The 23958-nt window shown below is 44.1% G+C and carries 23 protein-coding genes and 1 riboswitch; of the genes, 13 read left to right on the forward strand and 10 right to left on the reverse strand.

Features of this window, described 5'->3' with window-relative positions; genetic code table 11:
* The first annotated feature begins 6 nt into the window (after window positions 1–6).
* Window positions 7–681, forward strand: coding sequence for a cytochrome c oxidase assembly protein (locus L3V36_RS06425; protein ID WP_208774684.1), 675 nt, complete (start codon window positions 7–9; stop codon window positions 679–681).
* 38 nt (window positions 682–719) lie between these two features.
* Complete coding sequence (locus tag L3V36_RS06430; protein WP_208774686.1) at window positions 720–1604, forward strand: cytochrome c oxidase subunit 3; 885 nt, start codon at window positions 720–722, stop codon at window positions 1602–1604.
* A 19-nt stretch (window positions 1605–1623) separates the two neighbouring features.
* Here L3V36_RS06430 and L3V36_RS06435 read toward each other — a convergent pair whose 3' ends face one another.
* The gene (locus L3V36_RS06435; RefSeq protein ID WP_029203703.1) at window positions 1624–1854 is read right to left on the reverse strand and encodes a DUF2909 family protein; all 231 of its coding nucleotides are present in this window, start codon (window positions 1852–1854) and stop codon (window positions 1624–1626) included.
* Between L3V36_RS06435 and L3V36_RS06440 the strand changes: the two genes are divergently transcribed.
* The 4 genes from L3V36_RS06440 (at window position 1742) to cyoE (ending at window position 5412) form a co-directional block, all read left to right on the forward strand.
* A complete protein-coding gene (locus tag L3V36_RS06440; protein WP_346656342.1) occupies window positions 1742–2689 on the forward strand; it encodes an SURF1 family protein in 948 nt (315 codons plus the stop codon). The two genes, L3V36_RS06435 and L3V36_RS06440, sit on opposite strands and share 113 nt — an antisense overlap.
* Complete coding sequence (locus L3V36_RS06445; protein WP_208774690.1) at window positions 2682–3290, forward strand: hypothetical protein; 609 nt, start codon at window positions 2682–2684, stop codon at window positions 3288–3290. The genes L3V36_RS06440 and L3V36_RS06445 overlap by 8 nt, the downstream gene beginning before the upstream one ends.
* A gap of 102 nt (window positions 3291–3392) precedes the next feature.
* On the forward strand, window positions 3393–4448 hold the full coding sequence (locus L3V36_RS06450) for a COX15/CtaA family protein (protein ID WP_208774692.1): 1056 nt from the start codon (window positions 3393–3395) through the stop codon (window positions 4446–4448).
* On the forward strand, window positions 4438–5412 hold the full coding sequence (cyoE, locus tag L3V36_RS06455; RefSeq protein ID WP_009845656.1) for a heme o synthase: 975 nt from the start codon (window positions 4438–4440) through the stop codon (window positions 5410–5412). The genes L3V36_RS06450 and cyoE overlap by 11 nt, the downstream gene beginning before the upstream one ends.
* A gap of 110 nt (window positions 5413–5522) precedes the next feature.
* Here the strand turns inward: cyoE and gbpA are convergent, their stop codons facing one another.
* Complete coding sequence (gene gbpA / locus L3V36_RS06460) at window positions 5523–6989, reverse strand: N-acetylglucosamine-binding protein GbpA (protein ID WP_102446806.1); 1467 nt, start codon at window positions 6987–6989, stop codon at window positions 5523–5525.
* Between the two features lie 72 nt (window positions 6990–7061).
* A riboswitch (cyclic di-GMP riboswitch) is annotated at window positions 7062–7151 on the reverse strand.
* A 323-nt stretch (window positions 7152–7474) separates the two neighbouring features.
* Here gbpA and L3V36_RS06465 point away from each other — a divergent pair.
* From L3V36_RS06465 to aroG, 4 genes are all read left to right on the forward strand, one after another.
* Window positions 7475–7828, forward strand: coding sequence for a hypothetical protein (locus L3V36_RS06465; RefSeq protein ID WP_017066796.1), 354 nt, complete (start codon window positions 7475–7477; stop codon window positions 7826–7828).
* 100 nt (window positions 7829–7928) lie between these two features.
* The gene (locus L3V36_RS06470; protein WP_102446805.1) at window positions 7929–8264 is read left to right on the forward strand and encodes a hypothetical protein; all 336 of its coding nucleotides are present in this window, start codon (window positions 7929–7931) and stop codon (window positions 8262–8264) included.
* A gap of 12 nt (window positions 8265–8276) precedes the next feature.
* Window positions 8277–8492 (forward strand): DUF3820 family protein, encoded by a 216-nt coding sequence (locus tag L3V36_RS06475; protein ID WP_004730103.1) that lies wholly within the window; start codon window positions 8277–8279, stop codon window positions 8490–8492.
* A 315-nt stretch (window positions 8493–8807) separates the two neighbouring features.
* Window positions 8808–9860 (forward strand): 3-deoxy-7-phosphoheptulonate synthase AroG, encoded by a 1053-nt coding sequence (aroG, locus tag L3V36_RS06480; RefSeq protein WP_004730106.1) that lies wholly within the window; start codon window positions 8808–8810, stop codon window positions 9858–9860.
* A gap of 110 nt (window positions 9861–9970) precedes the next feature.
* Here aroG and L3V36_RS06485 read toward each other — a convergent pair whose 3' ends face one another.
* The 3 genes from L3V36_RS06485 to L3V36_RS06495 all read right to left on the reverse strand — a co-directional run bounded on the left by L3V36_RS06485 (window position 9971) and on the right by L3V36_RS06495 (window position 14202).
* The gene (locus L3V36_RS06485) at window positions 9971–11392 is read right to left on the reverse strand and encodes a phosphomannomutase CpsG (RefSeq protein WP_102446804.1); all 1422 of its coding nucleotides are present in this window, start codon (window positions 11390–11392) and stop codon (window positions 9971–9973) included.
* Window positions 11389–12945, reverse strand: coding sequence for a mannose-1-phosphate guanylyltransferase/mannose-6-phosphate isomerase (locus L3V36_RS06490; RefSeq protein ID WP_208774694.1), 1557 nt, complete (start codon window positions 12943–12945; stop codon window positions 11389–11391). The genes L3V36_RS06485 and L3V36_RS06490 overlap by 4 nt, the downstream gene beginning before the upstream one ends.
* 87 nt (window positions 12946–13032) lie before the next feature.
* Complete coding sequence (locus L3V36_RS06495) at window positions 13033–14202, reverse strand: mechanosensitive ion channel family protein (RefSeq protein WP_061023261.1); 1170 nt, start codon at window positions 14200–14202, stop codon at window positions 13033–13035.
* 184 nt (window positions 14203–14386) lie between these two features.
* Between L3V36_RS06495 and L3V36_RS06500 the strand changes: the two genes are divergently transcribed.
* Both L3V36_RS06500 and L3V36_RS06505 read left to right on the forward strand, forming a co-directional pair.
* Complete coding sequence (locus L3V36_RS06500) at window positions 14387–15043, forward strand: TrkA family potassium uptake protein (protein ID WP_017079662.1); 657 nt, start codon at window positions 14387–14389, stop codon at window positions 15041–15043.
* A 26-nt stretch (window positions 15044–15069) separates the two neighbouring features.
* Complete coding sequence (locus L3V36_RS06505) at window positions 15070–16437, forward strand: TrkH family potassium uptake protein (protein ID WP_102446802.1); 1368 nt, start codon at window positions 15070–15072, stop codon at window positions 16435–16437.
* Between the two features lie 116 nt (window positions 16438–16553).
* On the opposite strand, the gene msrB is transcribed toward L3V36_RS06505, so the two are convergent.
* A complete protein-coding gene (msrB, locus tag L3V36_RS06510) occupies window positions 16554–17696 on the reverse strand; it encodes a peptide-methionine (R)-S-oxide reductase MsrB (protein WP_102446801.1) in 1143 nt (380 codons plus the stop codon).
* A 362-nt stretch (window positions 17697–18058) separates the two neighbouring features.
* Here msrB and L3V36_RS06515 point away from each other — a divergent pair, with 362 nt between their 5' ends.
* Window positions 18059–18457: an OsmC family protein gene (locus L3V36_RS06515; protein WP_065677256.1), complete on the forward strand. Its 399-nt coding sequence runs from the start codon at window positions 18059–18061 to the stop codon at window positions 18455–18457.
* A gap of 172 nt (window positions 18458–18629) precedes the next feature.
* Here L3V36_RS06515 and L3V36_RS06520 read toward each other — a convergent pair whose 3' ends face one another.
* From L3V36_RS06520 to phnW, 4 genes are all read right to left on the reverse strand, one after another.
* Window positions 18630–19700 carry an OmpA family protein gene (locus tag L3V36_RS06520; protein WP_017095002.1) on the reverse strand — a complete coding sequence of 357 codons (1071 nt, stop codon included), beginning with the start codon at window positions 19698–19700 and terminating at the stop codon, window positions 18630–18632.
* Window positions 19701–20140: 440 nt separating this feature from the next.
* A complete protein-coding gene (gene phnX, locus L3V36_RS06525; protein WP_065677257.1) occupies window positions 20141–20959 on the reverse strand; it encodes a phosphonoacetaldehyde hydrolase in 819 nt (272 codons plus the stop codon).
* A gap of 113 nt (window positions 20960–21072) precedes the next feature.
* Window positions 21073–22530, reverse strand: a complete 1458-nt coding sequence (locus L3V36_RS06530; RefSeq protein WP_102446800.1) for an aspartate aminotransferase family protein — start codon at window positions 22528–22530, stop codon at window positions 21073–21075.
* Entirely contained in the window at window positions 22530–23633 is a 1104-nt protein-coding gene (phnW, locus tag L3V36_RS06535; protein WP_076645189.1) for a 2-aminoethylphosphonate--pyruvate transaminase, read from the reverse strand. The genes L3V36_RS06530 and phnW overlap by 1 nt, the downstream gene beginning before the upstream one ends.
* Between the last annotated feature and the right edge of the window lie 325 nt (window positions 23634–23958).

The following is a 23958-nucleotide window of genomic DNA, read 5'->3' on the forward strand; positions in this document are numbered from 1 at the left end:
TGAGCTATGAGTGATAAGCAAAGCGATCCCAATCAAGATAAAAAGCAACCAAAGCGCCTGTCTAATAAGCGATCGACTAAAAAGCTGACGGGCTACTTGGTGTTGAGTGTAGTTGCGATGTTTGGCTTCGGTTTCGCTTTGGTGCCGCTCTACGATGTGATGTGTGAGGCTTTAGGGATCAATGGTAAAACCAATACCGTTTCCGCAGTTCAACCTCAGGGAATGCAGCCTGACTACTCTCGTACGGTTCGAGTTGAATTCATGTCCCACATCAAGCCAGATATGCCATGGCAGTTTGCGCCTGAGGTTCGAGTGTTAGAGGTTCATCCTGGTGAGGTGGTTCAAACTAACTACATTGCCAAAAACCTCTCTGGAGCCTCATTGGTTGGCCAAGCCGTACCATCGGTTTCTCCAGGTATGGGGGCAACTTACTTCAATAAGATGGAATGCTTTTGTTTTAATCAGCAGCCATTGGACGGGTACAAGACCGCTGAAATGGGGTTGATATTTTACATCGAGCCCGATATTCCAGAATCGATACATACGCTTACGCTCTCTTATGCGCTGTTTAACATTACGAGTCAGGTGAGTGGAGAGGCAAGTAAGCCTGAAGTGAGCACATCAACATTGAACACACTACAATCGGGCTCACCAAAAGCGAGCACACTCGCAAGTAACTAGGGATTTACAGAACCAGTATAAACATAAGGAGTTGAGCGATGAGTTCTAAAAAGGAAGTTTATTTCGTTCCACATCAAAGCCACTGGCCATTGGTGGGTGCCGTAGCACTGTTTTTGGTCGCGGTTGGTGCTGGCTTGACGGTGCAAAATATGGGCACCGACGCAGCCGGTGGTGTATTTGGCAAAGCGGTGTTGTTAGTCGGGTTTGCTGTGCTGCTTTACATGCTCGCAGGTTGGTTAAGCAATGTGATCACAGAATCATTAAGTGGTCTCTATTCTGAGCAGATATCTCGTTCTTTTAGACAAGGAATGAGTTGGTTTATTTTCTCCGAAATTATGTTCTTCGGCGCTTTCTTTGGCGCGCTTTTCTATGCTCGTATGATTTCTGTGCCTTGGATTGGTGGTGCGGGTAATAATGAAATGACCCATGAAGTATTGTGGCCGATGTTCCAATCGATATGGCCATTAACGACTACCCCTGATGGCGTAACGACACAAGCCATGCCTTGGCAAGGTATCCCGCTTAAGAACACCATTATCCTGCTGCTTTCCTCTGTGACGCTGCACATGGCACATATCAGTCTTGAACAAAACAAGCGTATGGCTTTGATCGTGTGGCTAGAGATAACCATTGTTCTGGCTGGCTTCTTCCTGTTCTTCCAAGTTGAAGAGTACCTTCATGCTTATCAAGAGATGGGACTGACACTTCAATCCGGTATCTATGGCAATACCTTCTTCTTATTGACCGGATTCCATGGTTTGCATGTCTGTTTGGGAACGATTTTTTTGATTGTGTTACTGGCAAGAGTTGCGAAAGACCATTTCACTCCGAAAGACCACTTTGCGTTCCAAGCGGGCAGTTGGTATTGGCACTTTGTTGATGTGGTTTGGTTAGGGCTGTTTGTGTTTGTTTATGTGCTTTAGCGGTTGAGCCTATAGGGGATTAATAAGGGCGAGGGTTGGGAGTTATCACTCCTGATCCTAAAGCCAGTAACAACAGTAGCACGACAACGGCTGACCACATGACTCGACGACCCAAGAAGTGACTCAGTCTTTTGCCATTGTGTTTACCTGAGGCGATTTGGATTAGACCTTTCATCAAATTGAAAGCGATAAAAAACAGCAAAGCGACCAATACAATTTTAAACAACAACACAAAGGTAGATGACGCCATAGTGATAACTCCAAACCGATTGATTGATGATGAACACAAGTTCCGCAGTAAAGGTTTTTGGATAGCGGTTGTTTTAACTGTGGTTTCAGTCGGCATTTTAATCAAGTTGGGTTTGTGGCAGTTAGATCGAGGTAACGAGAAATTACGCTATGAACAGCAACTATCAGAAAGAGCGCAGCAATCGTCTAGGTCATTGGATGCGGTTATCTCTGAATGGAAGGGCTCGCGTACACAAGCGCAAGGCTCATCTAAACTGCCGTCTTTAAATGGTTTGAGAGTTGACGTGGAGCTGGAAACACCCAGTGGTTTAGTGGTTTTGTTAGACAACCAGATTAACCAAGGAACGGTAGGCTATGTGATTTACATGTTGGGTGAGGTTCGCTTTAAAGATGAAAACAATTCCTTAGTGGCTGAAAAGCAGTTATTGATCGATCTGGGGTTCGTTGCGGCAAGTAATGACAGAAGAGAGCTTCCACAACTAGGAAACACAACACTACCAACCAATATGTCAGGGCGTTTGTACACTCGTTCAGTGAATCCTCTAAGTCATGAGTTGGGTTTAGAAAACACAACGCCTAAAAGAATTCAAAACATCAACATAACAGCGTTATCAGAGTACACAGGACAAGCCGTTTTACCCTTTGTCTTCCAACCGCAAGGCTTAGAATCGTGGCCTTATGAGTTGTTATGGCGACCGACGGCAATGAAATCTGAGAAGCACTTCGGTTACTCATTTCAATGGTTTGTAATGGCAGCGGTACTTTTGTTTTTGATGTTGTTAATTGGCTATCGGTACCTAAAAGCGACACCTATCACGGAGAACAACGATGGATAAGTCTCAAGCACAAGTGAACAGGGAAAGTACCGAGGCAAACATGGCTGAGCTCAGAAGCAGTCGTACTAAAGGACGCTTGGTATTAATCGGACTCGTTTTAATTTTCGCTTTGCCAGCCATTATCGCCAAAACAGTGTTGGATCAGAATTGGTATACATCAGGTGTCACTAACTCAGGCGAATTGGTAGAACCAAGAGTCACGCTAGCGGATTTCGGCGTAACGGTACCCATGGCAGGAGAGGGTTGGGTTGTGGGTTATATCGCTCCCACAGAGTGTGAAAGCTTATGCGAACAACAACTCCATTATTTGAATCAAAGTTACTTGGCGCTAGGGAAAAACAAAGAGCGAGTGACCGCCGTTGTTTTCGTCTCAGAAGGTAACTCGTTGTCGGGTTCGCTCAACAAGCCTGATTTATCTTTGTTAGCAGGTGGTGATCAATTAAGTACTGAGTTTGCACCCGCTTCCATTGTCATAATTGACCCACTCGGGCAATTGGTTATGGAATACAAAAGTGTTTCTGATCCTTCGCAGCTAGTCAGCCAATCTAAAGGCATGATTCATGATCTAAGAAAGCTGCTTAAGCTGTCACGAGTTGGGTAGTTAATCAGCTTAAGTTGATAAGCTTGAGTTGATGAGCTTTAGCAGATTGCGTTAATGCTGAGTGTTGTTAGCGAAAAGGGAATAAGTATAGGGAGATAAACGATGCAGAATAAAGCCCCTGATTTAATCATGCACATGATGAGATTAACTATCTTGTTAACCCTTACCGTGATTGTGCTCGGCGCTTATACCCGTTTGTCTGATGCTGGCCTCGGCTGTCCTGACTGGCCTGGGTGCTATGGAAAGATCACCGTTCCCTCGAATACCCAAGCCGTTAATCAAGCCAATCTACAATTTCCAGAACGAGCTCTCGAAGCAGACAAAGCTTGGATAGAGATGATCCATCGCTACTTTGCAGGAACATTAGGGCTGCTTATCTTTGTCGTTGTTGCTTGGTGTATTAAAAAGAATATAACAGCTGCTGGTCTTCCGTTACTTATCTCTGCAACCGTGATATTTCAGGCTTTGCTTGGAATGTGGACGGTGACTCTCAAGTTGATGCCCGTTGTGGTTATGGCGCATTTGATGGGGGGCTTCACGTTGCTGTCACTGTTGTGTCTGCTCTACTGTCGTTTGTCTCAATTCCAAAGCCGTTTTGGTGAGGCTACCTATTCTTCACCACTTAAAGTCTCGGCACTATTCGGATTACTCATTGTAATCGGGCAGATACTGCTCGGTGGCTGGACATCGTCAAACTATGCCGCTTTGGTGTGTACTCAATTACCGATTTGTGAAGGTAACTGGATGAGCTATTTAGATTTCAAGAATGCCTTCGATTTTGCTCAACACGGTCATGATAACTATGAGTTTGGAGTGTTGGAATATCCCGCAAGACTTACCATCCATGTCATGCACAGGTTCGGGGCTATTGTGGCTACGTTAACGGTGCTGATGATCGTGTACCAGTTATGGAAGTTTGGCCAAGCGCCTCACCAAAAGCTGAGCGTGATTGTCGTAATAGTCTTGTTTACTCAAATCAGCCTTGGGATCAGTAATGTATGGTTTCATCTGCCAATCTCAGTCGCGGTTTTGCATAACCTAGTCGCAGCGATGTTGCTCATCAGCATGGTTGTAACCAATTTTGTCGTGTGGCAACACAAACCGAGTGAGAGCTTGGTGAAAAACAGTGTATTACAAGGAGGTAATCATGGTCAGTAGAACGTCAACACAGTATGAAGTGGTGGCTCAAGACGCAGCCTTAACTCATAAGATAGCAGTCAACAATGACATAGCTTTAAGTAACGAAATTGCTATAAAAAACAAAGCCACTTGGAAAATTTATTTAACGCTGACCAAGCCTAAAGTGGTGGCTTTGATGTTGCTAACGGCATTGGTTGGAATGTGTTTGGCTGTGCCTAATGGATTACCTTTACAGCAAACTGTGTTCGGGATGATTGGGATAGGGCTGATGGCAGGTTCGGCGGCTGCATTCAACCACTTGATCGATAAAAAGATCGATGGGCAAATGACTCGAACAAATCGACGCCCTTTACCATCCGGTGAACTGAGTAGTGTGCGTGTGTTCAGCTTTGCAGCGGGTATCGGCTTACTTGGCTTTGCCACGTTAATGGTGTGGGTCAATCAACTCACCGCTTGGTTAACCTTTGCAAGCTTATTGGGTTACGCAGTGATTTATACCATGTACTTAAAACGAGCGACGCCGCAAAACATTGTGATAGCAGGGATCGCTGGTGCAATGCCTCCGCTATTGGGCTGGACGGCGGTTACCAATGAATTGCACTCAAATGCTTGGTTGTTGGTGATGATCATCTTTATTTGGACACCTCCTCATTTCTGGGCGTTGGCAATTCATCGTCGTGACGAATATGCCAAGGTCAATATTCCCATGTTGCCCGTGACCCACGGAATCGAATACACCAAGACTTCAATTTTGCTCTATACCTTGCTGTTAAGCATCGTGTGTGTGTTACCAGTATTAGTTGGCATGAGCAGTTGGATATATCTGAGCGCGTCTTTGGTGCTCAACGGTGGGTTTGTCTATCACGCGTGGGTTCTGAAATATCGTGATGAGCCTAATATGGCGATGAAGACCTTTAAGTTCTCTATCTATCATCTCATGATCTTGTTTGTGGCTCTGTTGGCAGACCACTATCTACTTTGATAACCGCATTTCTGCTGTTGCTGAATAAGAAAACGGATGCTCTGGGCATCCGTTTTTGTTTGGCTAATTACACAAGCTCACATACTTGAAAGTAAGTAACTCGCTAACAATTAGTCCACTTTGTTCCATGCATCTTGCCAGTGTGAACCGACACCTGGTTCGTACTGAGTTGCTGTTGGAGCCCATTGAACACAGTAGCCAGAGTATGGGAACTCTTTACACTGATAAACGCCACCATCACTGCTTAGAACCTTTGTTCCTGCAGTGTAATATTCAATGCTTTCTGGGAAAACGAAGTCGTAGTCGCCCGCTGGTGGCGGCGTTTGCTCGTCCATAAGGTGGAAATCAAGCGTGTTCTGATCAACTAAGTTACCTTGGTCATCTTTGGTCACAACCACAAGCATGTGGTGACCAGCTTCTGACTTAGAAAGAGTCAGTTGAATATCTTCAACTTGTCCGTCTGTTAGGTCTGATTTCTGAGATGCAAGTGCTTCACGGTGATGGTTGTACACGGTAAGCTCGGCTTGGATATCGCCTGTTGCCGCTAGCGTAAGGTCAAGCTGAGTAGGTTGGCTCTCATCGATAATGTACTCTGACTCTAGACCTGTTACTTCTAGCTCATGCTCTGGTTCTGGAGTATCAATCTTGTAGCCGATTTCCACACTGTTAAAGCCAGAACCTGCTTTTAGATAAACAGGGTTCGTGCCGTATACTGGCGCAAAATCGCCTTGGTCGTTCAATTGACCTGCTTTGATTTGCGTCTGCTCTTGATTGATTTGAGAAGAAAGAGCGTAAGACCAGTTATTGGCTTTGCCTTGCTCAGAACTTTCAATCACAAGCTCAGTGCTGTATGAAGCGTTCTCACCGGATTGGTCGAATACGCGAGTATAAACAGCATCACCAACATTCAGGTCTTGTGTTGGGTTGATTTGACCGCCTTGATCCCAATCCGGGATGATAGGGCCGTCGCCATCAAACTTCACATCGATAACGTTGTAGAAAGCCATTGCAGTATCACCCACATCCCATACCGCAAGGATCACTTGATAACCTTCGCGTTCTGGCACATTACACAAGTGGCTGACTTGCATCGGTGGTTGTTCTCCATTTCCTTCAACAACACAGAATGGCGTTAAGTCAAAAGAGCTGCGTGCCAAAGGCTGGTTTGGGTTCCAGTCTGGTTGAGTAATGTAGTATTTCCAGTCGTGAGTCTTGTGATTAGCAGTGAACGTCCACTCGAAGTATTGAGAACCAGATTTGATAGGGCGTTTAACCCAGCGATCGGCTGTCTGCTCGTCAAGCGCTGCCGCTAAAGATGATTGCGCGCTGGCAATTTTTCCATCTGCAGGGCCGACTTCAGGGAAGCCTTCAGGGCCTTCCACACTTTGTGGCTCATATTGGATACCACCACAGTTGGTGTTTTTTTGTTGTGTATCACTCGCTGGGAACTTACATAGGGCGACACGACTCTCAGCAACGCCATTATTGTATGCCGAAACATAACCGTGACCGAAGCTTGCTCCACTTACGCTAAGTAGTGATAGTGCGATGAGCGATTTTTTTGGGAGTTGTTTCATTATTTGTCCTTACTGTATTTGGCCGACAAAAAAGAGAACACTCCAGCATGCATTGACACTTAAATCCTATTAAGTGGCGGCCCCGCTATCATAGACAGAATAATTGTCGACAGACCGGTGGCTTTGCGTCCTATTCTTTCAAATAGTTTGCCAGAAGTGCGTTTGAGCAAGCGAAATGTAGCCAACCAGTTTTATAAATGCGAATCAATAGATTGAAATGTGGAATGCCAATCTCGAACTTTTAATTCTTAATACAAATTAACTTGCTATATGTTTAGTTCGCTAACGTATAAATTATTGATATAAATGAAGAAAGTATTTGCTCTAATCGCTTTTGTGAATGCTTTTCGATTGTGATGTTTTGTTCTGCACGACAATTGCGCACATATCAAAACCAAACCTTTGGTTTCCACTAACCAAACCCTGACATGCTATGTATGAAAAGCCGGACAATTGATTGGTATGAATTATATAAAGGAGTCGGTATGGAATTCACAGAACTAGATAGAGACGCGTTATATCAAACGTGGATGTCACAAAAATCGAGAATGCGTATTACGCAGATGGAGTTTTCAAAAAAGCTTGGAATGAACCAGCTTGATTTCTCTAGAGTGCTAAGAGGCGAGACGCCATTAACGATGTCTTTCGTTAGTCACTTTTGTCGTTTACTTCATTTAGAGCCTAGGAATGTTTTTCCTTCACTTAAAGAAGGCAATGAGTCAGGGCCTAAAGTGGTCTACCTAAAAAGTAGAATGAGCGTTGATGGTGAGATCCAAAATGCTTATATCGAAGGAAATCAGGTAATCGTAGAGTATGCACACACCGTTCAGCATGATTAATTTTAAAGCTAGCTCTGAGTTTTAACTCCCCTTTTCTACAAACTTTTCATATAAGGTATGACTTACTCAATTAAATTCCTTAATTTTAACTAAGTGCGTCATGAAACCTCTAAAAGTCTTTTTGCTTGTTGCAACCAGCATCTTCTTGTTTGGTTGTGCAGGCGGCCCAATTAAAACCGCAACTAAATTCACCAGTTATGAAGATTTTCAGCCAGGCCCTGACGGAGGTGTTGACTTAGTTTGGGCAAGGATTGGGCTACGTGATGCGCAGCGATTGAAATCCAAGTTAGACGACTATGACTCTGTTGTGATCGACCGAGAAGCAGGCAACAAAGACTTTTCAACTATGATTGATTCGCTAGATGATGCCAAAGATGCGATCAACTATTGGGTTGAACGTTTAGGTGATACTCTACAGAATATTGATGATGCTTAGAAAGAGCCTGTAATGCTAGAGAAAGAGAACCTGATTAAACTTGCTAGAATGCAAATGCCATTTGGTAAATACGCTGGTCGTACGTTGATTGACTTGCCTGAAGAATATTTGCTGTGGTTCGACAAAAAAGGGTTCCCCTCTGGTGAGCTAGGTGACTTATTAAAACTGTGCCTTGCTCTGAAAATTGAAGGGCTTGATAGCGTTGTCAAACCATTGAAAAGAATGTAGTTGAATAGAGAGCTTGCGTTAATCACGTGAGCTTTTTTTGTTTTCAAGTGCTACACAATGCTACATGTATGCTGAAGCTTGAAGAATAGCAGCTCTTGTCTTCCTTGAAATTACGCAATCGATAGTGTGTAAATAATACTATACAGGGTGTTTCTAATATAAAACACAAAAAAAATTGCGTTTATTTTCAATTAGTGATTGAAACTAGAGTTTTTACTAGTTAAGTTACAGGGAACAAGAAGATTAGTGCTGATAGAAAGTTACGTGAGACAACGTACATTCAGCTCAAGGATAGAAAAAAGGAAGAAGTAAGCAATGTTCCAGACTGATGATGTAAGAATTAACAAAGTAAAAGAGTTATTACCACCTGTTGCTGTTTTAGAAAAGTTTCCAGCGACAGAAGTTGCTTCTTCTACAACCTTTGAAAGCCGCAAAGCGATCCACAATATTTTAGAAGAAAGCGACGACCGCTTGCTTGTTATTGTTGGCCCATGTTCTATTCATGATACAGAAGCTGCTCTTGAGTATGGTAAACGTTTGAAAGTGCTACGCGACGAACTTGGCGATAACCTTGAAATCGTAATGCGTGTTTACTTTGAAAAGCCACGTACAACCGTTGGTTGGAAAGGTCTAATCAATGACCCGTACATGAACGACACGTTCAAGCTAAATGATGGTCTTCGTCTTGGACGTAAGCTACTGCTTGACCTAACTGATATGGGAATGCCGACGGCAAGTGAATTCCTAGATATGATCACGCCTCAATACGTTGCTGACTTAATCAGCTGGGGTGCAATCGGCGCACGTACTACGGAATCTCAAGTTCACCGTGAATTGGCTTCTGGCTTATCTTGCCCAGTTGGCTTTAAGAATGGTACTGATGGCAACATCAAGATCGCAACAGACGCTATTCGTTCGGCAAGTGCTTCGCACCACTTCTTATCTGTGACTAAGTACGGACACTCAGCAATTATTGAAACAGTGGGTAACCCTGACTGTCATATCATTTTACGTGGCGGTAAAGAGCCAAACTACAGCGCTGAGCATGTAGGTAAAATCAAAGAAGAACTAGCTGCGTCAGGCCTTCCACAAAAGGTAATGATTGACTTCAGCCACGCAAACAGCTCTAAGCAGTTTAAGCGTCAAATGAATGTATCTGATGACGTTAGTGCTCAAATCTCTGGTGGCGACAAAGCTATCTTTGGTGTGATGATTGAATCTCACCTTGTTGAAGGTCGCCAAGATCTTGTTGATGGTAAAGCTGCAACTTACGGCCAATCTGTTACTGATGCATGTATTGGTTGGGCAGATACTGAAACAGTACTTCGCCAGTTGGCAGACGCTGTTGAAGCTCGTCGCAACAAATAGACTAATTACAGCCAGCAACTAAGCTACTGAAAATTCAAAGCCCTTATTAGCAATCGCTAGTAAGGGCTTTTTTGTGGTTCTTAGTTGTAAACGGAAAGTGCCTTGTACTCTTAAATGAGAAAAGATAGTAACTCGTCGACTTTAAGTGACAGTAAAGTTCTATCTTGCTTGGTTTCCACGTTGAGGCGTATCAACGGCTCTGTATTGGACTTTCTTAAGTTGAAGCGCCATGTGCCCATATTCATGCTGAGCCCGTCTGTGTGATCGATCTCAACGGCATCAACTTGATAGTGCGACAACACATAAGCCATGACTTGTTCTGGGTCTGAAACCCTACGATTGATCTCTCCTGAAGAGGGAAATCTATCCATACTCGAATTGGTCAATTGGTGAAGAGATTGTTGAGTTTTCGACATCAGTTCGATAACAAGCAGCCAAGGAATCATTCCTGAATCGCAATACCCAAAATCACGGAAATAATGGTGCGCACTCATTTCACCACCGTACACAGCGTTTAATTCTCGCATCTTCTCTTTGATGAGCGCATGCCCAGCTTTGACTGCAACAGCCTTCCCACCAAGCTTATTGGCGACTTCAATCGTGTTCCATGTCATACGCATATCGTGCAACACTGTGGCGTTAGACTCTTTTAACAAAAATGCTTCAGCGAGCAACCCGACAATATAGTAACCCTCAATATAATTGCCTTTTTCATCAAAGAAAAAGCAGCGGTCAAAATCACCATCCCACGCAATCCCTAGATCGGCCGAATGTTCTAGCACAGCATTTCGAGTCGCTATTTGGTTTTCTATAATCAATGGATTGGGAATACCATTAGGGAAATTTCCGTCAGAAGTATGGTGAACCTTGATGAAGGTGATAGAGGCACTGAGTTCGTTAAATTTCTTCTCTAAAGCATCAATGACATGTCCTGCAACGCCGTTTCCTGCGTTAACCACAATCTTCATTGGTGAAAGTTTAGAAGGTGTTATGTAGGAGAGTAGGTGGTCTATATAAGGGACGAGAATACTGGTCGATATGGCTGAGTTATTTGGCTGTACATGACTGACAGATAAATCGGCGTTCAGCTCTTGATACAGTTCTTTAATGCGCCGTTTGATTTTATCTAAACCACTGTTTTTACTGATGGGACTAGCGTCAGCACCGACCAGTTTCATTCCGTTGTAATTGATTGGGTTATGGCTGGCTGTGATTTGTATTCCGCCAATCGCTTTTAGGTGACGAGTCGCAAAGTAGACTTCTTCAGTGCCAGTCATCCCAAGATCAATGACGCTTATCCCGGATTCGATTAAGCCTGCAGTAATGGCTTCTTGCAGTGACAAAGACGTTTCACGGTTATCTCGACCAATAACGACTGGAGGCCATGCACTTGGAGTCTTGGCATTTCCTAGCAGGAGATATTCACCAAACGCCTTTCCAAGCAGATAGGCAAACGGCTCATTGATTTGGCTACCAATGATGCCGCGAATGTCGTTGTTCTTAAAGCAGCGAAGATCTAATGTTGGTTTCATTTGATTGTCGCCGCTTCTATTTCGATTTTTTGTTCCTGAGACGACGAAGCTTGTTCGCTTCGAACATCTCGCCCATAGCTGTCTTGATATCGAATGATATCGTCTTCACTTAAATGGCTGCCGGTTTGAACTTCAATCATTTCAAGAGGTGTCTCGCCAGGGTTCTCTAGGCAGTGGATGTGACCTAAAGGGATGTAAGTCGATTGATCTTCTTTGACGAGATAGGTTTTCTCATCGTTGGTCACTTTCGCAGTGCCAGCTACTACTACCCAATGTTCCGCTCTATGATGATGCATCTGAAGTGAAAGCTGATGACCCGCTTTTACGGTGATACGCTTAACTTTGTCTCGCTTTCCTAAATCAATCACATCGTATTTACCCCAAGGCCTAAAGACCTCGCGATGATGGACATGCTCCGTTCGACCAGCCTGATTCAGCTGGTTAACAATTGACTTAACACCCTGAACTTTGTCTTTGTTTGCAACCAATATTGCATCTTTTGTTTCGACAATAATGAGGTTTTCGACGCCTACCGTCGCGACAAGCTTATTCTCCGCATGAATGTAGTTGTGTTGAGAGTTGACGGTTAACACATCGCCCTCAATGACGTTGTTGTGCTCATCCTTATCACTGACATCCCAGATAGCAGACCACGAACCAATATCATTCCAACCAACATCCATCGGGATCACAGCTGCGTGCGAGGTTTTCTCCATCACGGCATAATCGATGGAATCGCTTGGGCTGCTTTTGAATGCTTCAGCGTCGATACGGATAAAGTCGAGGTCGGTATTTTGCTTTGCAAGAGCGAGTTTACAAGCCGCTAATATCTCGGGGTGGTGTTCGGCGAGTTCTTCAAGATAGCGTGATGCCTTAAACATGAACATGCCACTGTTCCATAGGTACTGTTCTGAGCGGATGTATGCTTCTGCGGTTGCTTTATCGGGCTTTTCTACAAAGCACTCAATGTCGTAAGCATAATGGGTTGGTTGGTCTGTAGTGTTGGTTTCTAGTTGTAGGCTAGAGATAAGAGGTTGCCCTTGTTTGATGTAGCCATAGCCAGTCTCTGGAGCATTTGGGGTTATACCGAATGTCACCAGTTTGCCTTGTTTTGCGTAATCAACACCACGGTTAATCGATTGTTGGAATTCAGAGGTTTTAGCTATGTGATGGTCGGCAGCAAGCACTAATAAGATTGGGTCAGCCGCTTCTCCTTTAGTGTCATGAGACTTGGTCAAAGCTTGCAAGGCTGCAAGTGCGATGGCTGGCGCAGTATTTCTACCGACAGGTTCTAACAAAATGCCACTGTGCAGGACGTTAGCTGAGCGAATTTGTTCAGCAGCGATAAAACGATGCTCTTCATTACAGATAATGAATGGCGCATCGCAGCTGCTATCCGTTAGGTGTGCGTCGATACCTTGCAGGCGTTGAAGTGTTTGCTGAAGCATCGACTGTTCGCCAGCAATATTCAGGAATTGCTTAGGATAGAGCTCTCGAGACAGTGGCCAGAGGCGGCTTCCAGAGCCGCCAGCTAGGATGACAGGTAAAATCATAGAGTGGTAATTGTGTGCATTAGAATACTGCCATCATATTACCACGCTTCACGCTTATTATTTATCGATAACCAAGAAGGATGTTGACTATCGATGACCTTCCGTAGGGGAGTTCAACATATCTTTGGGATCGCTAACATTCTGATTATCACCTAGGCTTTGAACGCTGTTATGACCTTGAACATTAGAAAAGTCTTGAGGGTCAATCTTGAGTGTCTGTGTTGGGAACGCGATGTCTGCATTGTGTTTATGAATAATCGCCAGAACCTGTAACAGAACGTCTTGCTTCACCTTGTGGTACCTGATCCAGTTGACCGTTTTTGTGAAGGTGTAGATAAAGAAGTTCAGTGTTGATGGCCCAAATTTGTCAAAGTTAACGATCAACGTTTGTTTGGCATCAATATCTGGGTGGGTCTCGAGCATGGTTCTTACATCATCAACAATGAGCGCCAATTTGTCTGCATCTTGATAACGAAGACCAAAAGTTTCATTGATTCTACGATTCAACATTCTCGATGGGTTCTCTACCACAATACTACTGAACACCGAATTTGGAACGTACAAAGGACGCTTATCAAAAGTGCGGATAATCGTCATGCGCCAGCCAATGCGTTCGACAGTACCTTCGATTTGACGATCGGGAGAGCGTATCCAATCACCGACTTTAAAAGGGCGGTCGAAGTAAATCATCATGCCACCGAAGAAGTTCGACAGTAGATCTTTAGCGGCTAAACCGACGATTAAACCACCGACACCACCAAAGGTAAGCAAACCCGATAGGCTCAGCCCAAACGCCTGCATGATGGTTAAGCCGCCCATCACCATAAAGAACAGTCGAGCCACTTTCGCGATAGCTTGTACTGTGGTTTCGTCTCTGGTTTTCTGCTCTAAGACATACTCTTCAGAGTTACTGATCATTCGCAGCGTAAACCAAACAAACGTAGATATGATCAGTATGTGTTTGAGTGTTCTTAGCCAGTTGATTTCATTACCAAACTGGTCTTGAAGAATCAAGCCAACAGACACGGTAGCAGGCCAGCACCAAAGCAACGTACTGACAGGTGTTTTTAAGGCCTCTAGCAGTAGGTCATCCCAATGGAATTGGGTTTTTTTGACCAAGATTTCTAGGCGATTATGGACAATTCGCCAAGCGACCCAAGCGAAAAAGCTCGCAATAGTGATGAACAGGACGCTATTTGCCCAATCGCTATGGCTCTGGTTGATGTAGGTTTGTACTTGGGTTATGAATTCATTCATTGTGTGTACTGCCGCAGAAATTATGGGTTAGAAATTAGCAGAAATCACTTTTGTTCTCTACCTTTATAAATCAATCGATTAGCTGACAATTGTATCTCTATATGGATATATAGTCGTTTTTTTGTATGAAGACAATTTTGTTATTTGTTTTCGATGCTACCTAGCTTTGTAAGTGGAGTAATAAATGAGTGACAAACAATATGCAGTTATCGGCTTAGGGCGTTTTGGGTTATCTGTATGCAAAGAGCTACAAAGTTCAGGGGCGCAGGTGCTCGCTGTCGATATTGATGAAGAGCGAGTGAAAGAAGCGGCCAATTTTGTTTCACAAGCGATTGTTGCGAACTGTACGAGCGAAGAGACAGTTAAAGAACTAAGGCTGGACGATTACGATATGGTGATGGTGTCGATTGGCTCTGATGTTAACTCCAGTATTCTAACGACGCTAGTGGTAAAAGAATCAGGCGCAAAAGCCGTTTGGGTGAAGGCGAACGATAAGTTTCACGGCAAGATCCTTTCTAAGATTGGTGCCGATCATATCATCATGCCCGAGCGAGACATGGGTATTCGCGTTGCGCGTAAAATGTTGGATAGACGCGTTCTTGAGTTTATCGACCTTGGCAGCGGTTTAGCGATGACGGAAATTGTTATTGGTTCTAATTTTTTGGGTAAGAAACTTGGTGACCTTAAGCTGTGCAAAGAAAATGGTGTTGAGGTACTTGGTTTCAAGCGAGGCCCGAACCTAACTAAAGCACCTGAACTGGATGTGAGTTTAGAAATTGGGGATGTGGTGATCATCGCTGGGCCGAAAGAGACCTTATCTAGAAAGCTACGCAATTGGTAACTGGCAATCGGAAATAAGGTAACAGTATGAATTCGTTAAAACGAAAAGGTACTTTCTACACGCTTAAGAGTGATAAAAAGCCACGTAAAGGCTCTGAACCTAAGATTATCCTTACGAGCTTCTTAGGCGTACTTATCCCGTCTGCAATATTGTTGACGCTACCCGTGTTCTCAGTGACAGGTCTAAGCTTTACGGATGCACTGTTTACCGCCACGTCGGCGATCAGTGTGACAGGCTTAGGTGTTGTTGATACCGGTCAGCATTTCACCTTGGCTGGCAAAATCTTACTGATGTTCTTGATGCAAGTCGGCGGGTTAGGGCAGATGACCCTTTCTGCGGTGCTGCTCTATATGTTTGGTGTTCGGCTAAGTTTGAAACAGCAAGCATTAGCGAAAGAAGCATTGGGGCAAGATCGTAAGATTAACCTCAGGAAGTTAGTGAAGAAGATCATCATTTTTGCATTGGTGGCGGAATTTATAGGTTTCGTATTGCTCTGTTTTCGTTGGGTTCCTGAAATGGGATGGGCAACAGGGAGCTTTTACGCGTTATTTCACGCGATTTCCGCATTCAATAACGCAGGGTTTGCGTTGTTCTCAGACAGTATGGTGAGCTTTGTTGACGATCCACTGGTGATCTTTACCTTAGCAGGCTTGTTCATTTTCGGCGGATTAGGTTTTACTGTCGTGGGCGACCTGTCGACTAACTGGCGGAAAGGCTTCCAACATCTGCACTTACACACCAAGATTATGCTAACGGCGACACCGACGTTATTGTTGGTGGGCACGGTGATGTTTTGGTTATTGGAGAGAAATAACTCAGCGACGATGGAGGGCTTGTCGACACAAGGGCAATGGCTGGCGGCATTTTTCCAGTCAGCGAGTGCTCGTACTGCTGGCTTTAATAGTGTGGATTTGTCTCAGTACACACAGCCTGCGTTGCTGGTAATGATTGTACTGATGTTGATTGGTGCAGGTTCTACCTCAACAGGTGGTGGTATTAAGGTTTCGACCTTTGCAGTAGCCTTTGTCGCAACGTGGACGTTCCTCCGTCAGAAAAAGCACGTGGTGATGTTTAAGCGCACTGTGACCTGGCAAGCGGTAACAAAGTCATTGGCCATTATTGTGGTAAGTGGGGCGTTATTAACCACCGCGATGTTTTTGTTAATGCTTACTGAAAAGGCAGCGTTTGATCGAGTCATGTTTGAGGTGATTTCAGCATTTGCAACGGTTGGTTTAACAGCTGGGTTAACCGCAAACTTAACTGAACCGGGGAAATACATCATGATTGTCGTGATGGTGATTGGACGAATCGGACCTTTGACTTTGGCTTACATGTTAGCTCGCCCTGAGCCTTCGTTGTTGAAATACCCAGAAGATACGGTGTTAACGGGTTAATAAGGTTAACAGGCTAAGGTTAACCCTTCTTGTTAGTGCGTTAGAAAAACAAAGCCAGCGAATATGCTGGCTTTGTTTTTTAGAGGTTCAGAGGTTTATAGTCAGTTTCTGAATTCTTAGCCCTCGAATAATCCCACATATTCTTCGTAGCCTTCGTCTGCCAGTTTATCCGCTGGAATAAAGCGCATTGCGGCTGAGTTCATGCAGTAGCGTAAACCTGTTGGCTTTGGACCATCTTTAAATACATGTCCTAGGTGAGAGTCACCAAATTTACTGCGAACCTCTGTTCTCGGGTAAAGCAGCTTGTAGTCTGTAGTCGTTACGACATAAGCCTCGCTGATTGGCTGTGTAAAGCTCGGCCAACCTGTACCTGATTTGTATTTGTCTTTTGAAGAGAACAATGGCTCACCAGTCACGATATCGACGTAAATACCTTCTTGCTTGTTATCCCAGTATTTGTTGTCAAACGGGCGCTCTGTTGCGTCGTCTTGTGTGACATCGTATTGCAGTGAAGTTAGAGAAGCTTTGATCTCTGCATCAGACGGCTTGCTGTATGTCTTAGCATTGGCTGTCGCATTCTTACCATTGATGATCTGACGGATCGTTTGCGGGTTTTCTTTTCTATCATCGCCGAAGACTTTATCTAGGTACTGATCACGACCAGAAGCGTAGCGGTAGTAGTTATAACGAACTTTGCTCTTCTTGTAATAATCTTGGTGGTAATCTTCTGCTGGCCAGAATTTTTCAAACTTAATCAGTTCTGTTTTTAGTGGTTCACCAAAGATCTGAGCTTTGTCGATCTCCATCATGAAGTTTTGAGCGACGTCTTTCTGTTCTTGGTTATGATAGAAAATAGCAGGTCGATATTGTGGACCTCTATCTACGAAAGAGCCTTTGTCGTCGGTTGGGTCGATGTGTTGGAAGAATTGGTCAAGCACCTGTTCATAGCTGACCACATCAGGGTTATAGGTCACATTGATTACTTCGATGTGGCCAGATTTACCCGATGAAACTTGTTTGTAGGTTGGGTTTTCTGATTCACCACCAGAATACCCAGAGATAACGTCTGTCACGCCTGTCAGTTTTTCTAGATCGGATTCTGTACACCAAAAACAACCACCAGCCAGTGTCGCGATTTCAGTTTTACCTGAATTAGCCGTTTTATCCATTGTATTGGCAGTGCCAGTCTGGCTTACAAACAGCGAAATCAGTGGTAGTGCAACCACGAGTGATACCAATATTTTAGATAATTTATTCATAGATACCTCATCTTGACGTTTTTCTCATTCGATTTTGAATGTACGAATAGAGACAGGTTTTAGATGGAAAAAATTACACTATTCATGAAAAAATATCTCAAATAGAAAATCTTGCTCATAAATGCCGCCAGTAGTAGGGTGTAGGCATTGATATAAAATAATACCAATCACAGTAAGTAAGTGATCATAAATAGCGCAGGAAAAAAACTCGAGAACAAGGCGGAATTTTCCGATAAGTAGTTATTCTACAATCAAAAATTCTAACGAAGTTATCGAGATTTTTAACAAGCTAGGATGACCAGTTATTTACTACGATTGGTACACCAAATAATGATGACGTTTTCGTACATCTAAGGAACAACATGCAAGCAGAAGTTAAATGGGTCGAAGGCTTTAAATTCCTAGGTCACTCTCAATCAGGCCATTCTATTGTTATGGATGGAAGCGGCGGTGCTACAGCGCCAAGCCCTATGGAGATGGTGCTCATGGCCGCTGGTGGTTGTAGCTCTGTTGATGTAGTGGACGGTTTGAAATCTGCGGGTCAAAGCATCACTGGTTGTAATGCAAAGCTTGAAACCAAACGTCGTGAAACAGCGCCGAAAATCTTTACTGTGATTAATATTCACTTTGAAGTGTCTGGAGACAACCTTGATCCTGATCAGGTTGCTAAAGTCTGTGCGGATTCATTAGAAAAGTACTGTTCTGTATGTCTAATGTTGGGTGCTGGCGTAGAGATGACTCATAGTTGGGAAATCGTCTAGTCTCTGATTGTACAGCTTGGCGTTAGGCTAATCTTTACGGCTTACGGCTTACGGCTTACGGCTTACGGCTTACGGCTTATCGCTTACGGTTTTTAGGCATAGCCAGACAAAGAAAAGGGCGGAGCACTTTAAAGTGCTCCGCCCTTATTATTTTAACTAAGGTAGAGTGCTATTATTCAGTAGCTTCTACGACAACTTCTTCAACTTTGACTTCTTCTTGGTATTCAAAGCCAGGGATCGTTGCGTCAACACGACGGTTTTGAGCACGGCCTTCTGCTGTATCGTTTGATGCGATTGGATTCTCTTCGCCTTCACCTGACGCTGTAATTCGGTCTGCTTCAATGCCTTGCTCTTCGATGTATGCCGCTACAGCTGCTGCACGCTTCTTAGAGATCATCATGTTGTATTCAGCTGCGCCTGTTGAGTCTGTGTGACCAACAACATCAACTGTTGATTGAGGGTGAGCTTTAAGTACTTCAACTAATGGCATTAATGCAATTTTGCCATCTGTAGACAGTTCAGTACTGTTAGTCGCGAACATTTCTTGAGAGTAGCTCTCTGTTTGCGCTTTAGTTACAACGACAGTCGTTTTCTCTTCAACAACAACTGCAGGCTCTGTGATTGGCTCAGATGGCGCTTGAGTCACTGCTACTGCAGAAGCTGTTGCAGCCGCCGCTGATGCTGTTGTGTTGCCAGTACCGAAGTTGTAGCTAACACCAACTGATAGTAGGTTCGAGTTCAGGTCTTGAACGTAGTTGTCGTCGAAATCATCAAAATATTGGTATTCAACACGCAATGCCCAATCAGAAGAAAGCTGCTTCTCTAGACCGATGCCAGCAGAAAGAACAACGTCATCTTCGCCACCGTGTGAAATGTATGCCGGGCCCGCTTTGAAGAATACATCAAACTCTTGTTGTACTGCTAGACGGTACATTGGAGTTAGCGAGATTGCGATTAGTGGGTCGCTGAACGCAGCTGTTGTACCGTTTTTTGAAAAGCTTGTCTTGTAGTCGCCAAGGAAGTCTGAGCTTAGCTCAATACCAAATTTGTCATTAAAATTGTAACCAGAGTAGATGCCTGCACCAATTGCATCATCATCACATTTAGCACCGGCTACACATGCGCTGTCTAGCCAGCCTATACCCACTTTTGCACCTACATAAGTGGTTGCAGCAATAGAAGGCGCTGCTGCTAGGCCTGAAGCGGCAACAACAGCACACATGATTTTTGACAGTCTTTTCATAATCTTATCCTTGGATTAGCTATTATTGTTATCTGAACTTACCAGTAAAACGATCACTTATTGGGTTACGACACTGCTTATAATAAGTAAATCAAGGTGTTGGTTCAGGTGAACCTATTTCTTTCTTGCTACTTATATTGTTAATCTGATTGCGTATTAGAGTCAATGAAATTGTTAAATATTATATATTTAAGATGTTTTAATTGTTGATTTTATCATTTGTTGGAATGCTTATATCTAAGCTATAGCCTAACCTCGTCTATTTACCAGTGGCCCTACGGGTAATAAGTAAAAAACTTGCGCTTTATCATGCTTATAAAGCAAAAATCCCCACCCAATATGTATAACTCGAATGAATACATGATTGGGTAGGGGTTTGAATTAAAGCGATTAGAGATGTTTTTCACGTACTTTATATCACGTGAACATCTCGCTTTTGCTTATGGGCGCTCTCCTGCCAGTAAACGCTGTTCAATATCTGCAATGACGCCTGGTAGGTCTGCAATGGTATCGATCAGGTAGTGCGGATTTGATTTGTTTAGCTTAACGCTTGCTTTTTCACGTGCAGCCGCAAGTGTTGTCTCGTCTGCATCTAAATATTCTTGATACGTTAAGCCTGCTTCGTTCCCCGATAATACAAGTCCAACTGTCCACATCCCTGCGTTGTGACCTTCATCGATCCCCGGTGCTGCGTCGTCTACTTTTACACACGCAGCAACGCTAGTTACACCTAGGTCGATTACGTTTTTCAGTGCCATAAATGGAGCAGGGCGACCACCTTGAGGTAAGTCATCGGTCGCTACCACGTTATCTGGTCGGTAACCGTAATCTGCAGCAGCAGGAATTAAAACATCCATCACTTCACGTGGGTAACCTGAACAAGATCCGATCTTCACGTTCTTCTCTTTTAGGTTATTGACCACTTCTATCGCATTCAAAATAGGTGCTGCGTGATCGGCTACTTTCGCTTTTTGAAGAGGCATGAATGCCGCGTAGATCGCGTCAACGTCTTCACTGGTCATCGAGAGTCCGAACTGAGCCTTCCAACGAGCGTCAACAGCAGGAATTCGACCAACTGCTTGGATGTGGTCCCATTTGCCGATCCCCATAGGTTCACGCGCTTCTGCTAAGTCGATATCAAAGTCGAAACCTTGTCTGAATGCTTCAACGAAAATGCTGGTTGGAGCAAACGATCCAAAATCAACGATAGTGCCAGCCCAGTCAAAGATAACCGCTTGGATAGGTGATGTTGTGTTCATAATAATGTCCTATTTTTGTGTCACTGCCAGTTCAAAAGTACTGGGGGACGAATGATTTTTTAGGTTATTAATTGCTTGAAATTATTGCTTCAAGACATGCTTTAAAAGGTGGTTTAAAGGTACTCAAAGTCTTTGCAGACTTTTGCTATCGCTTTTTCGAATACAGCCAGAGCGACTTCTAGTTCGCTGCGACTGATGATCAATGGTGGGCTCAACTGAATCACATTACCTTGTGATACCTTAAAGCTCAGGCCATCGTTTAGACATTGGTAAAGCACGGCTTCTGCTTCATCGAAAGCTCGGGTTTTGGTGATGTGGTCAGTGACCAACTCCACCCCCCAGAGCAGGCCGATGCCGCGAACGTCACCAATGACTGGGTACTTCTCTTTCATTTGAAGCAGCTGTCCACGCACGAATGCGCTGTCCGCTTGTACTTTTTCAAGTAGGTTTTCTTGCTCAATCACTTCCATGGTGGCGAGTGCTGCCGCGCAACCAATTGGGCTTTTTTCGTGGGTGTAGTGACCAAGAGATACTTGCGCTGCCGTGTTGTATTTGTCTTTTGTGATTATGGCTGCGATTGGTACTAAGCCGCCGCCAAAACCTTTACCGATACATAGGATGTCAGGTTCGATATCAAACGCTTGGTGAGTAAACCATTCGCCGCTACGACCCATGCCATTTGGGATGTCGTCAATGATCAATATGACGTTGTGTTTGTCACAGATCTCACGAATGCGCTTCCAATAAGCCTTACTTGGTACTTGAACGTCTGTGTTACGAACCGCTTCTGCAATGAAGGCTCCAATACCGCCTTCTTTTTCAATCACGTACTCTAGGTAATCCGCATAATGCACATCACATGAGGTCTCACTTTCACCGCCTGCGCTACTCTCACTTAACGGAAAACTATCGCGAGGCGAAAAAGAGTCTCTAAGCGGAAAAGCACCACGATAAGAGACTGCTGGTGGAATACGTTCTACGCCAGCCATTAACGGCCCCATACCCTCGCGGAAACACGCTTCGCCACCTACTGAAATTGCATCGAGTGACGCGCCATGGAAGGAATCCCACAATGAAACGACTTTGAAGTTGTTGGTGACATGTCGAGCCAGTTTGAGTGCCATACCAATCACCGATGTGCCACCTGGAGCAAACAACACACGATTCAAGTCACCACCACAGATCTGTGTCAGCTTTTCAGCGCACTGAACCGCAGTTTCATTGGTAAAGCGACGCGGTGAAAACGGCAATGACGCCATTTGCTGAGTCACTTTATTAATGATGTGTGGGTGACCATAACCCAACTGATGAACGTTGTTACCGTGAAAGTCCATGTACTTCTTGCCAGTCGTATCTTGAATGTAGATGCCTTCTGCGGCTTCAAGTGTGTCTAGGCAAGGCGTTGACATGGCTTGATGAAGAAACACGTCAGCATCACGCTTTAACATTACTTGAGTCGCATCATCGTTTAGCGATTCGTTCCATTTTTCGCGTGCTGGCGTGGTGTTCACATCGCCTTCGCTTCGAAAGTGTGTGGCCTTTAGAATAGGCTCTTGATTGATCGTCGTCATTATTTGATGTCCCAGTACATAGCGTTTTTCACCGCGCCAATGAGAGCTTCAATGTCTGACGGATACACTTCACCGATGTTACCGATTCGGAAGCAGTCTGCGTTTGAAACCTTACCGGGGTAAATCACAAAACCTTGTTCTTTCAAACGATCATAGAATTCCTTGAATTGGTAATCGCTATGAGTTGGAGAATAGAAAGAGGTAATGATCGGTGAATGAAGATCATCATTAAGCAGTGGCTCAAAGCCAAGAGAGCGCATACCTGCAACCAATGTGGTTTGGTTGGTTTGGTAGCGATTATGACGAGCTTCGATGCCACCTTCTTGCTCCAATTCAAGTAGAGCTTGGTAGAAAGCACGCACTGTATGAGTTGGAGAGGTGAAGCGCCATTTACCATGGTTGCTTTCCATGCAGTGCCATTGGTCAAACAGGTCAAGGCTTAATGAACGAGCTTGGCCTTTGCATTTTTCCAGTTCCGATTGCTTCGCAATAACAAAGCCGAATCCAGGTACACCTTGAATACACTTGTTTGCCGAGCTGATCATGTAATCGATACCTAACTCAGCTATATCCATAGGGATGCCACCAAAACTCGACATCGCATCTAGAATGACGGTTTTGTTGTGCTGTTTTGCCAATTTGGCGATGTCTTCGATTGGATTCAACATACCCGTAGTGGTCTCACAGTGCACAATCGCAACGTGAGTAATGTCTGAATCCATAGCCAATGCCGTCTCCATTTCGTTCAAGTCAGGCTGTGATGTTTCACCTGGGGAAACGACATGGCATGGAATGTTTAAGTATTCTGAGATTTGAGCAATACGAGCACCATACGCACCGTTGTCAACAACAAGAAGCTTGCCGCTTTTTGAGATAACGCTACCGATTGCTGCTTCAACTGAAGCGGTGCCGCTACCTTGCATTAGTACGCTTGTATAACCCGTTTGCTTAGTCGCTAAAGTCACTAGCTTGCTACGAATCACTTCAACAACGTCTTTGTTGTATTCATCATCCCAAGTACACCAATCTTTTAGCATCGCTTGGCGAACGGTTTCAGAAGTAGATAGAGGACCCGGTGTCAGTAGTAGGTATTCGTTTCTCATGTTCAATTCTCGTTATCTGCGTTTTGGACTATACCAATATTTACGGTTACTTTAACAACCAATTTAAACGGTCGTAAATAGCCCAAACGTTATTTTCACAAAAGCTTAATATTCAAATTTGTCACTTTTGTTGAGAAATTTTCCTATCTTTAAATTGCCATTTTTTGTTCATTTAATCGTCATAAAAGCCAGTTAGCTTAATACTTGAAATCTGGTACATACCAATGAAAGGTGTGTGTTAACAACCTAAATGAATTTATGGATATAGAAGCCTCTAGATGGAGCTTCTAACTTCTAACCTTGGCATCGGGCCTGACTGGAGAAA

The organism is Vibrio sp. G-C-1, from assembly GCF_021728015.1.
GTDB classification, from domain to species: domain Bacteria; phylum Pseudomonadota; class Gammaproteobacteria; order Enterobacterales; family Vibrionaceae; genus Vibrio; species Vibrio splendidus.

Coding starts and splice junctions, on each gene's coding strand:
- L3V36_RS06450 (WP_208774692.1), top strand. CDS start 3,393: ATGCAGAATAAAGCCCCTGATTTAATCATGCACATGATGAGATTAACT.
- L3V36_RS06465 (WP_017066796.1), top strand. CDS start 7,475: ATGGAATTCACAGAACTAGATAGAGACGCGTTATATCAAACGTGGATG.
- L3V36_RS06495 (WP_061023261.1), bottom strand. CDS start 14,202: ATGAATGAATTCATAACCCAAGTACAAACCTACATCAACCAGAGCCAT.
- L3V36_RS06505 (WP_102446802.1), top strand. CDS start 15,070: ATGAATTCGTTAAAACGAAAAGGTACTTTCTACACGCTTAAGAGTGAT.
- phnX (WP_065677257.1), bottom strand. CDS start 20,959: ATGAACACAACATCACCTATCCAAGCGGTTATCTTTGACTGGGCTGGC.
- gbpA (WP_102446806.1), bottom strand. CDS start 6,989: ATGAAACAACTCCCAAAAAAATCGCTCATCGCACTATCACTACTTAGC.
- L3V36_RS06500 (WP_017079662.1), top strand. CDS start 14,387: ATGAGTGACAAACAATATGCAGTTATCGGCTTAGGGCGTTTTGGGTTA.
- L3V36_RS06425 (WP_208774684.1), top strand. CDS start 7: ATGAGTGATAAGCAAAGCGATCCCAATCAAGATAAAAAGCAACCAAAG.
- L3V36_RS06470 (WP_102446805.1), top strand. CDS start 7,929: ATGAAACCTCTAAAAGTCTTTTTGCTTGTTGCAACCAGCATCTTCTTG.
- msrB (WP_102446801.1), bottom strand. CDS start 17,696: ATGAATAAATTATCTAAAATATTGGTATCACTCGTGGTTGCACTACCA.
- L3V36_RS06520 (WP_017095002.1), bottom strand. CDS start 19,700: ATGAAAAGACTGTCAAAAATCATGTGTGCTGTTGTTGCCGCTTCAGGC.
- L3V36_RS06490 (WP_208774694.1), bottom strand. CDS start 12,945: ATGATTTTACCTGTCATCCTAGCTGGCGGCTCTGGAAGCCGCCTCTGG.
- L3V36_RS06475 (WP_004730103.1), top strand. CDS start 8,277: ATGCTAGAGAAAGAGAACCTGATTAAACTTGCTAGAATGCAAATGCCA.
- L3V36_RS06445 (WP_208774690.1), top strand. CDS start 2,682: ATGGATAAGTCTCAAGCACAAGTGAACAGGGAAAGTACCGAGGCAAAC.
- L3V36_RS06435 (WP_029203703.1), bottom strand. CDS start 1,854: ATGGCGTCATCTACCTTTGTGTTGTTGTTTAAAATTGTATTGGTCGCT.
- cyoE (WP_009845656.1), top strand. CDS start 4,438: ATGGTCAGTAGAACGTCAACACAGTATGAAGTGGTGGCTCAAGACGCA.
- L3V36_RS06430 (WP_208774686.1), top strand. CDS start 720: ATGAGTTCTAAAAAGGAAGTTTATTTCGTTCCACATCAAAGCCACTGG.
- L3V36_RS06530 (WP_102446800.1), bottom strand. CDS start 22,530: ATGACGACGATCAATCAAGAGCCTATTCTAAAGGCCACACACTTTCGA.
- aroG (WP_004730106.1), top strand. CDS start 8,808: ATGTTCCAGACTGATGATGTAAGAATTAACAAAGTAAAAGAGTTATTA.
- phnW (WP_076645189.1), bottom strand. CDS start 23,633: ATGAGAAACGAATACCTACTACTGACACCGGGTCCTCTATCTACTTCT.
- L3V36_RS06515 (WP_065677256.1), top strand. CDS start 18,059: ATGCAAGCAGAAGTTAAATGGGTCGAAGGCTTTAAATTCCTAGGTCAC.
- L3V36_RS06485 (WP_102446804.1), bottom strand. CDS start 11,392: ATGAAACCAACATTAGATCTTCGCTGCTTTAAGAACAACGACATTCGC.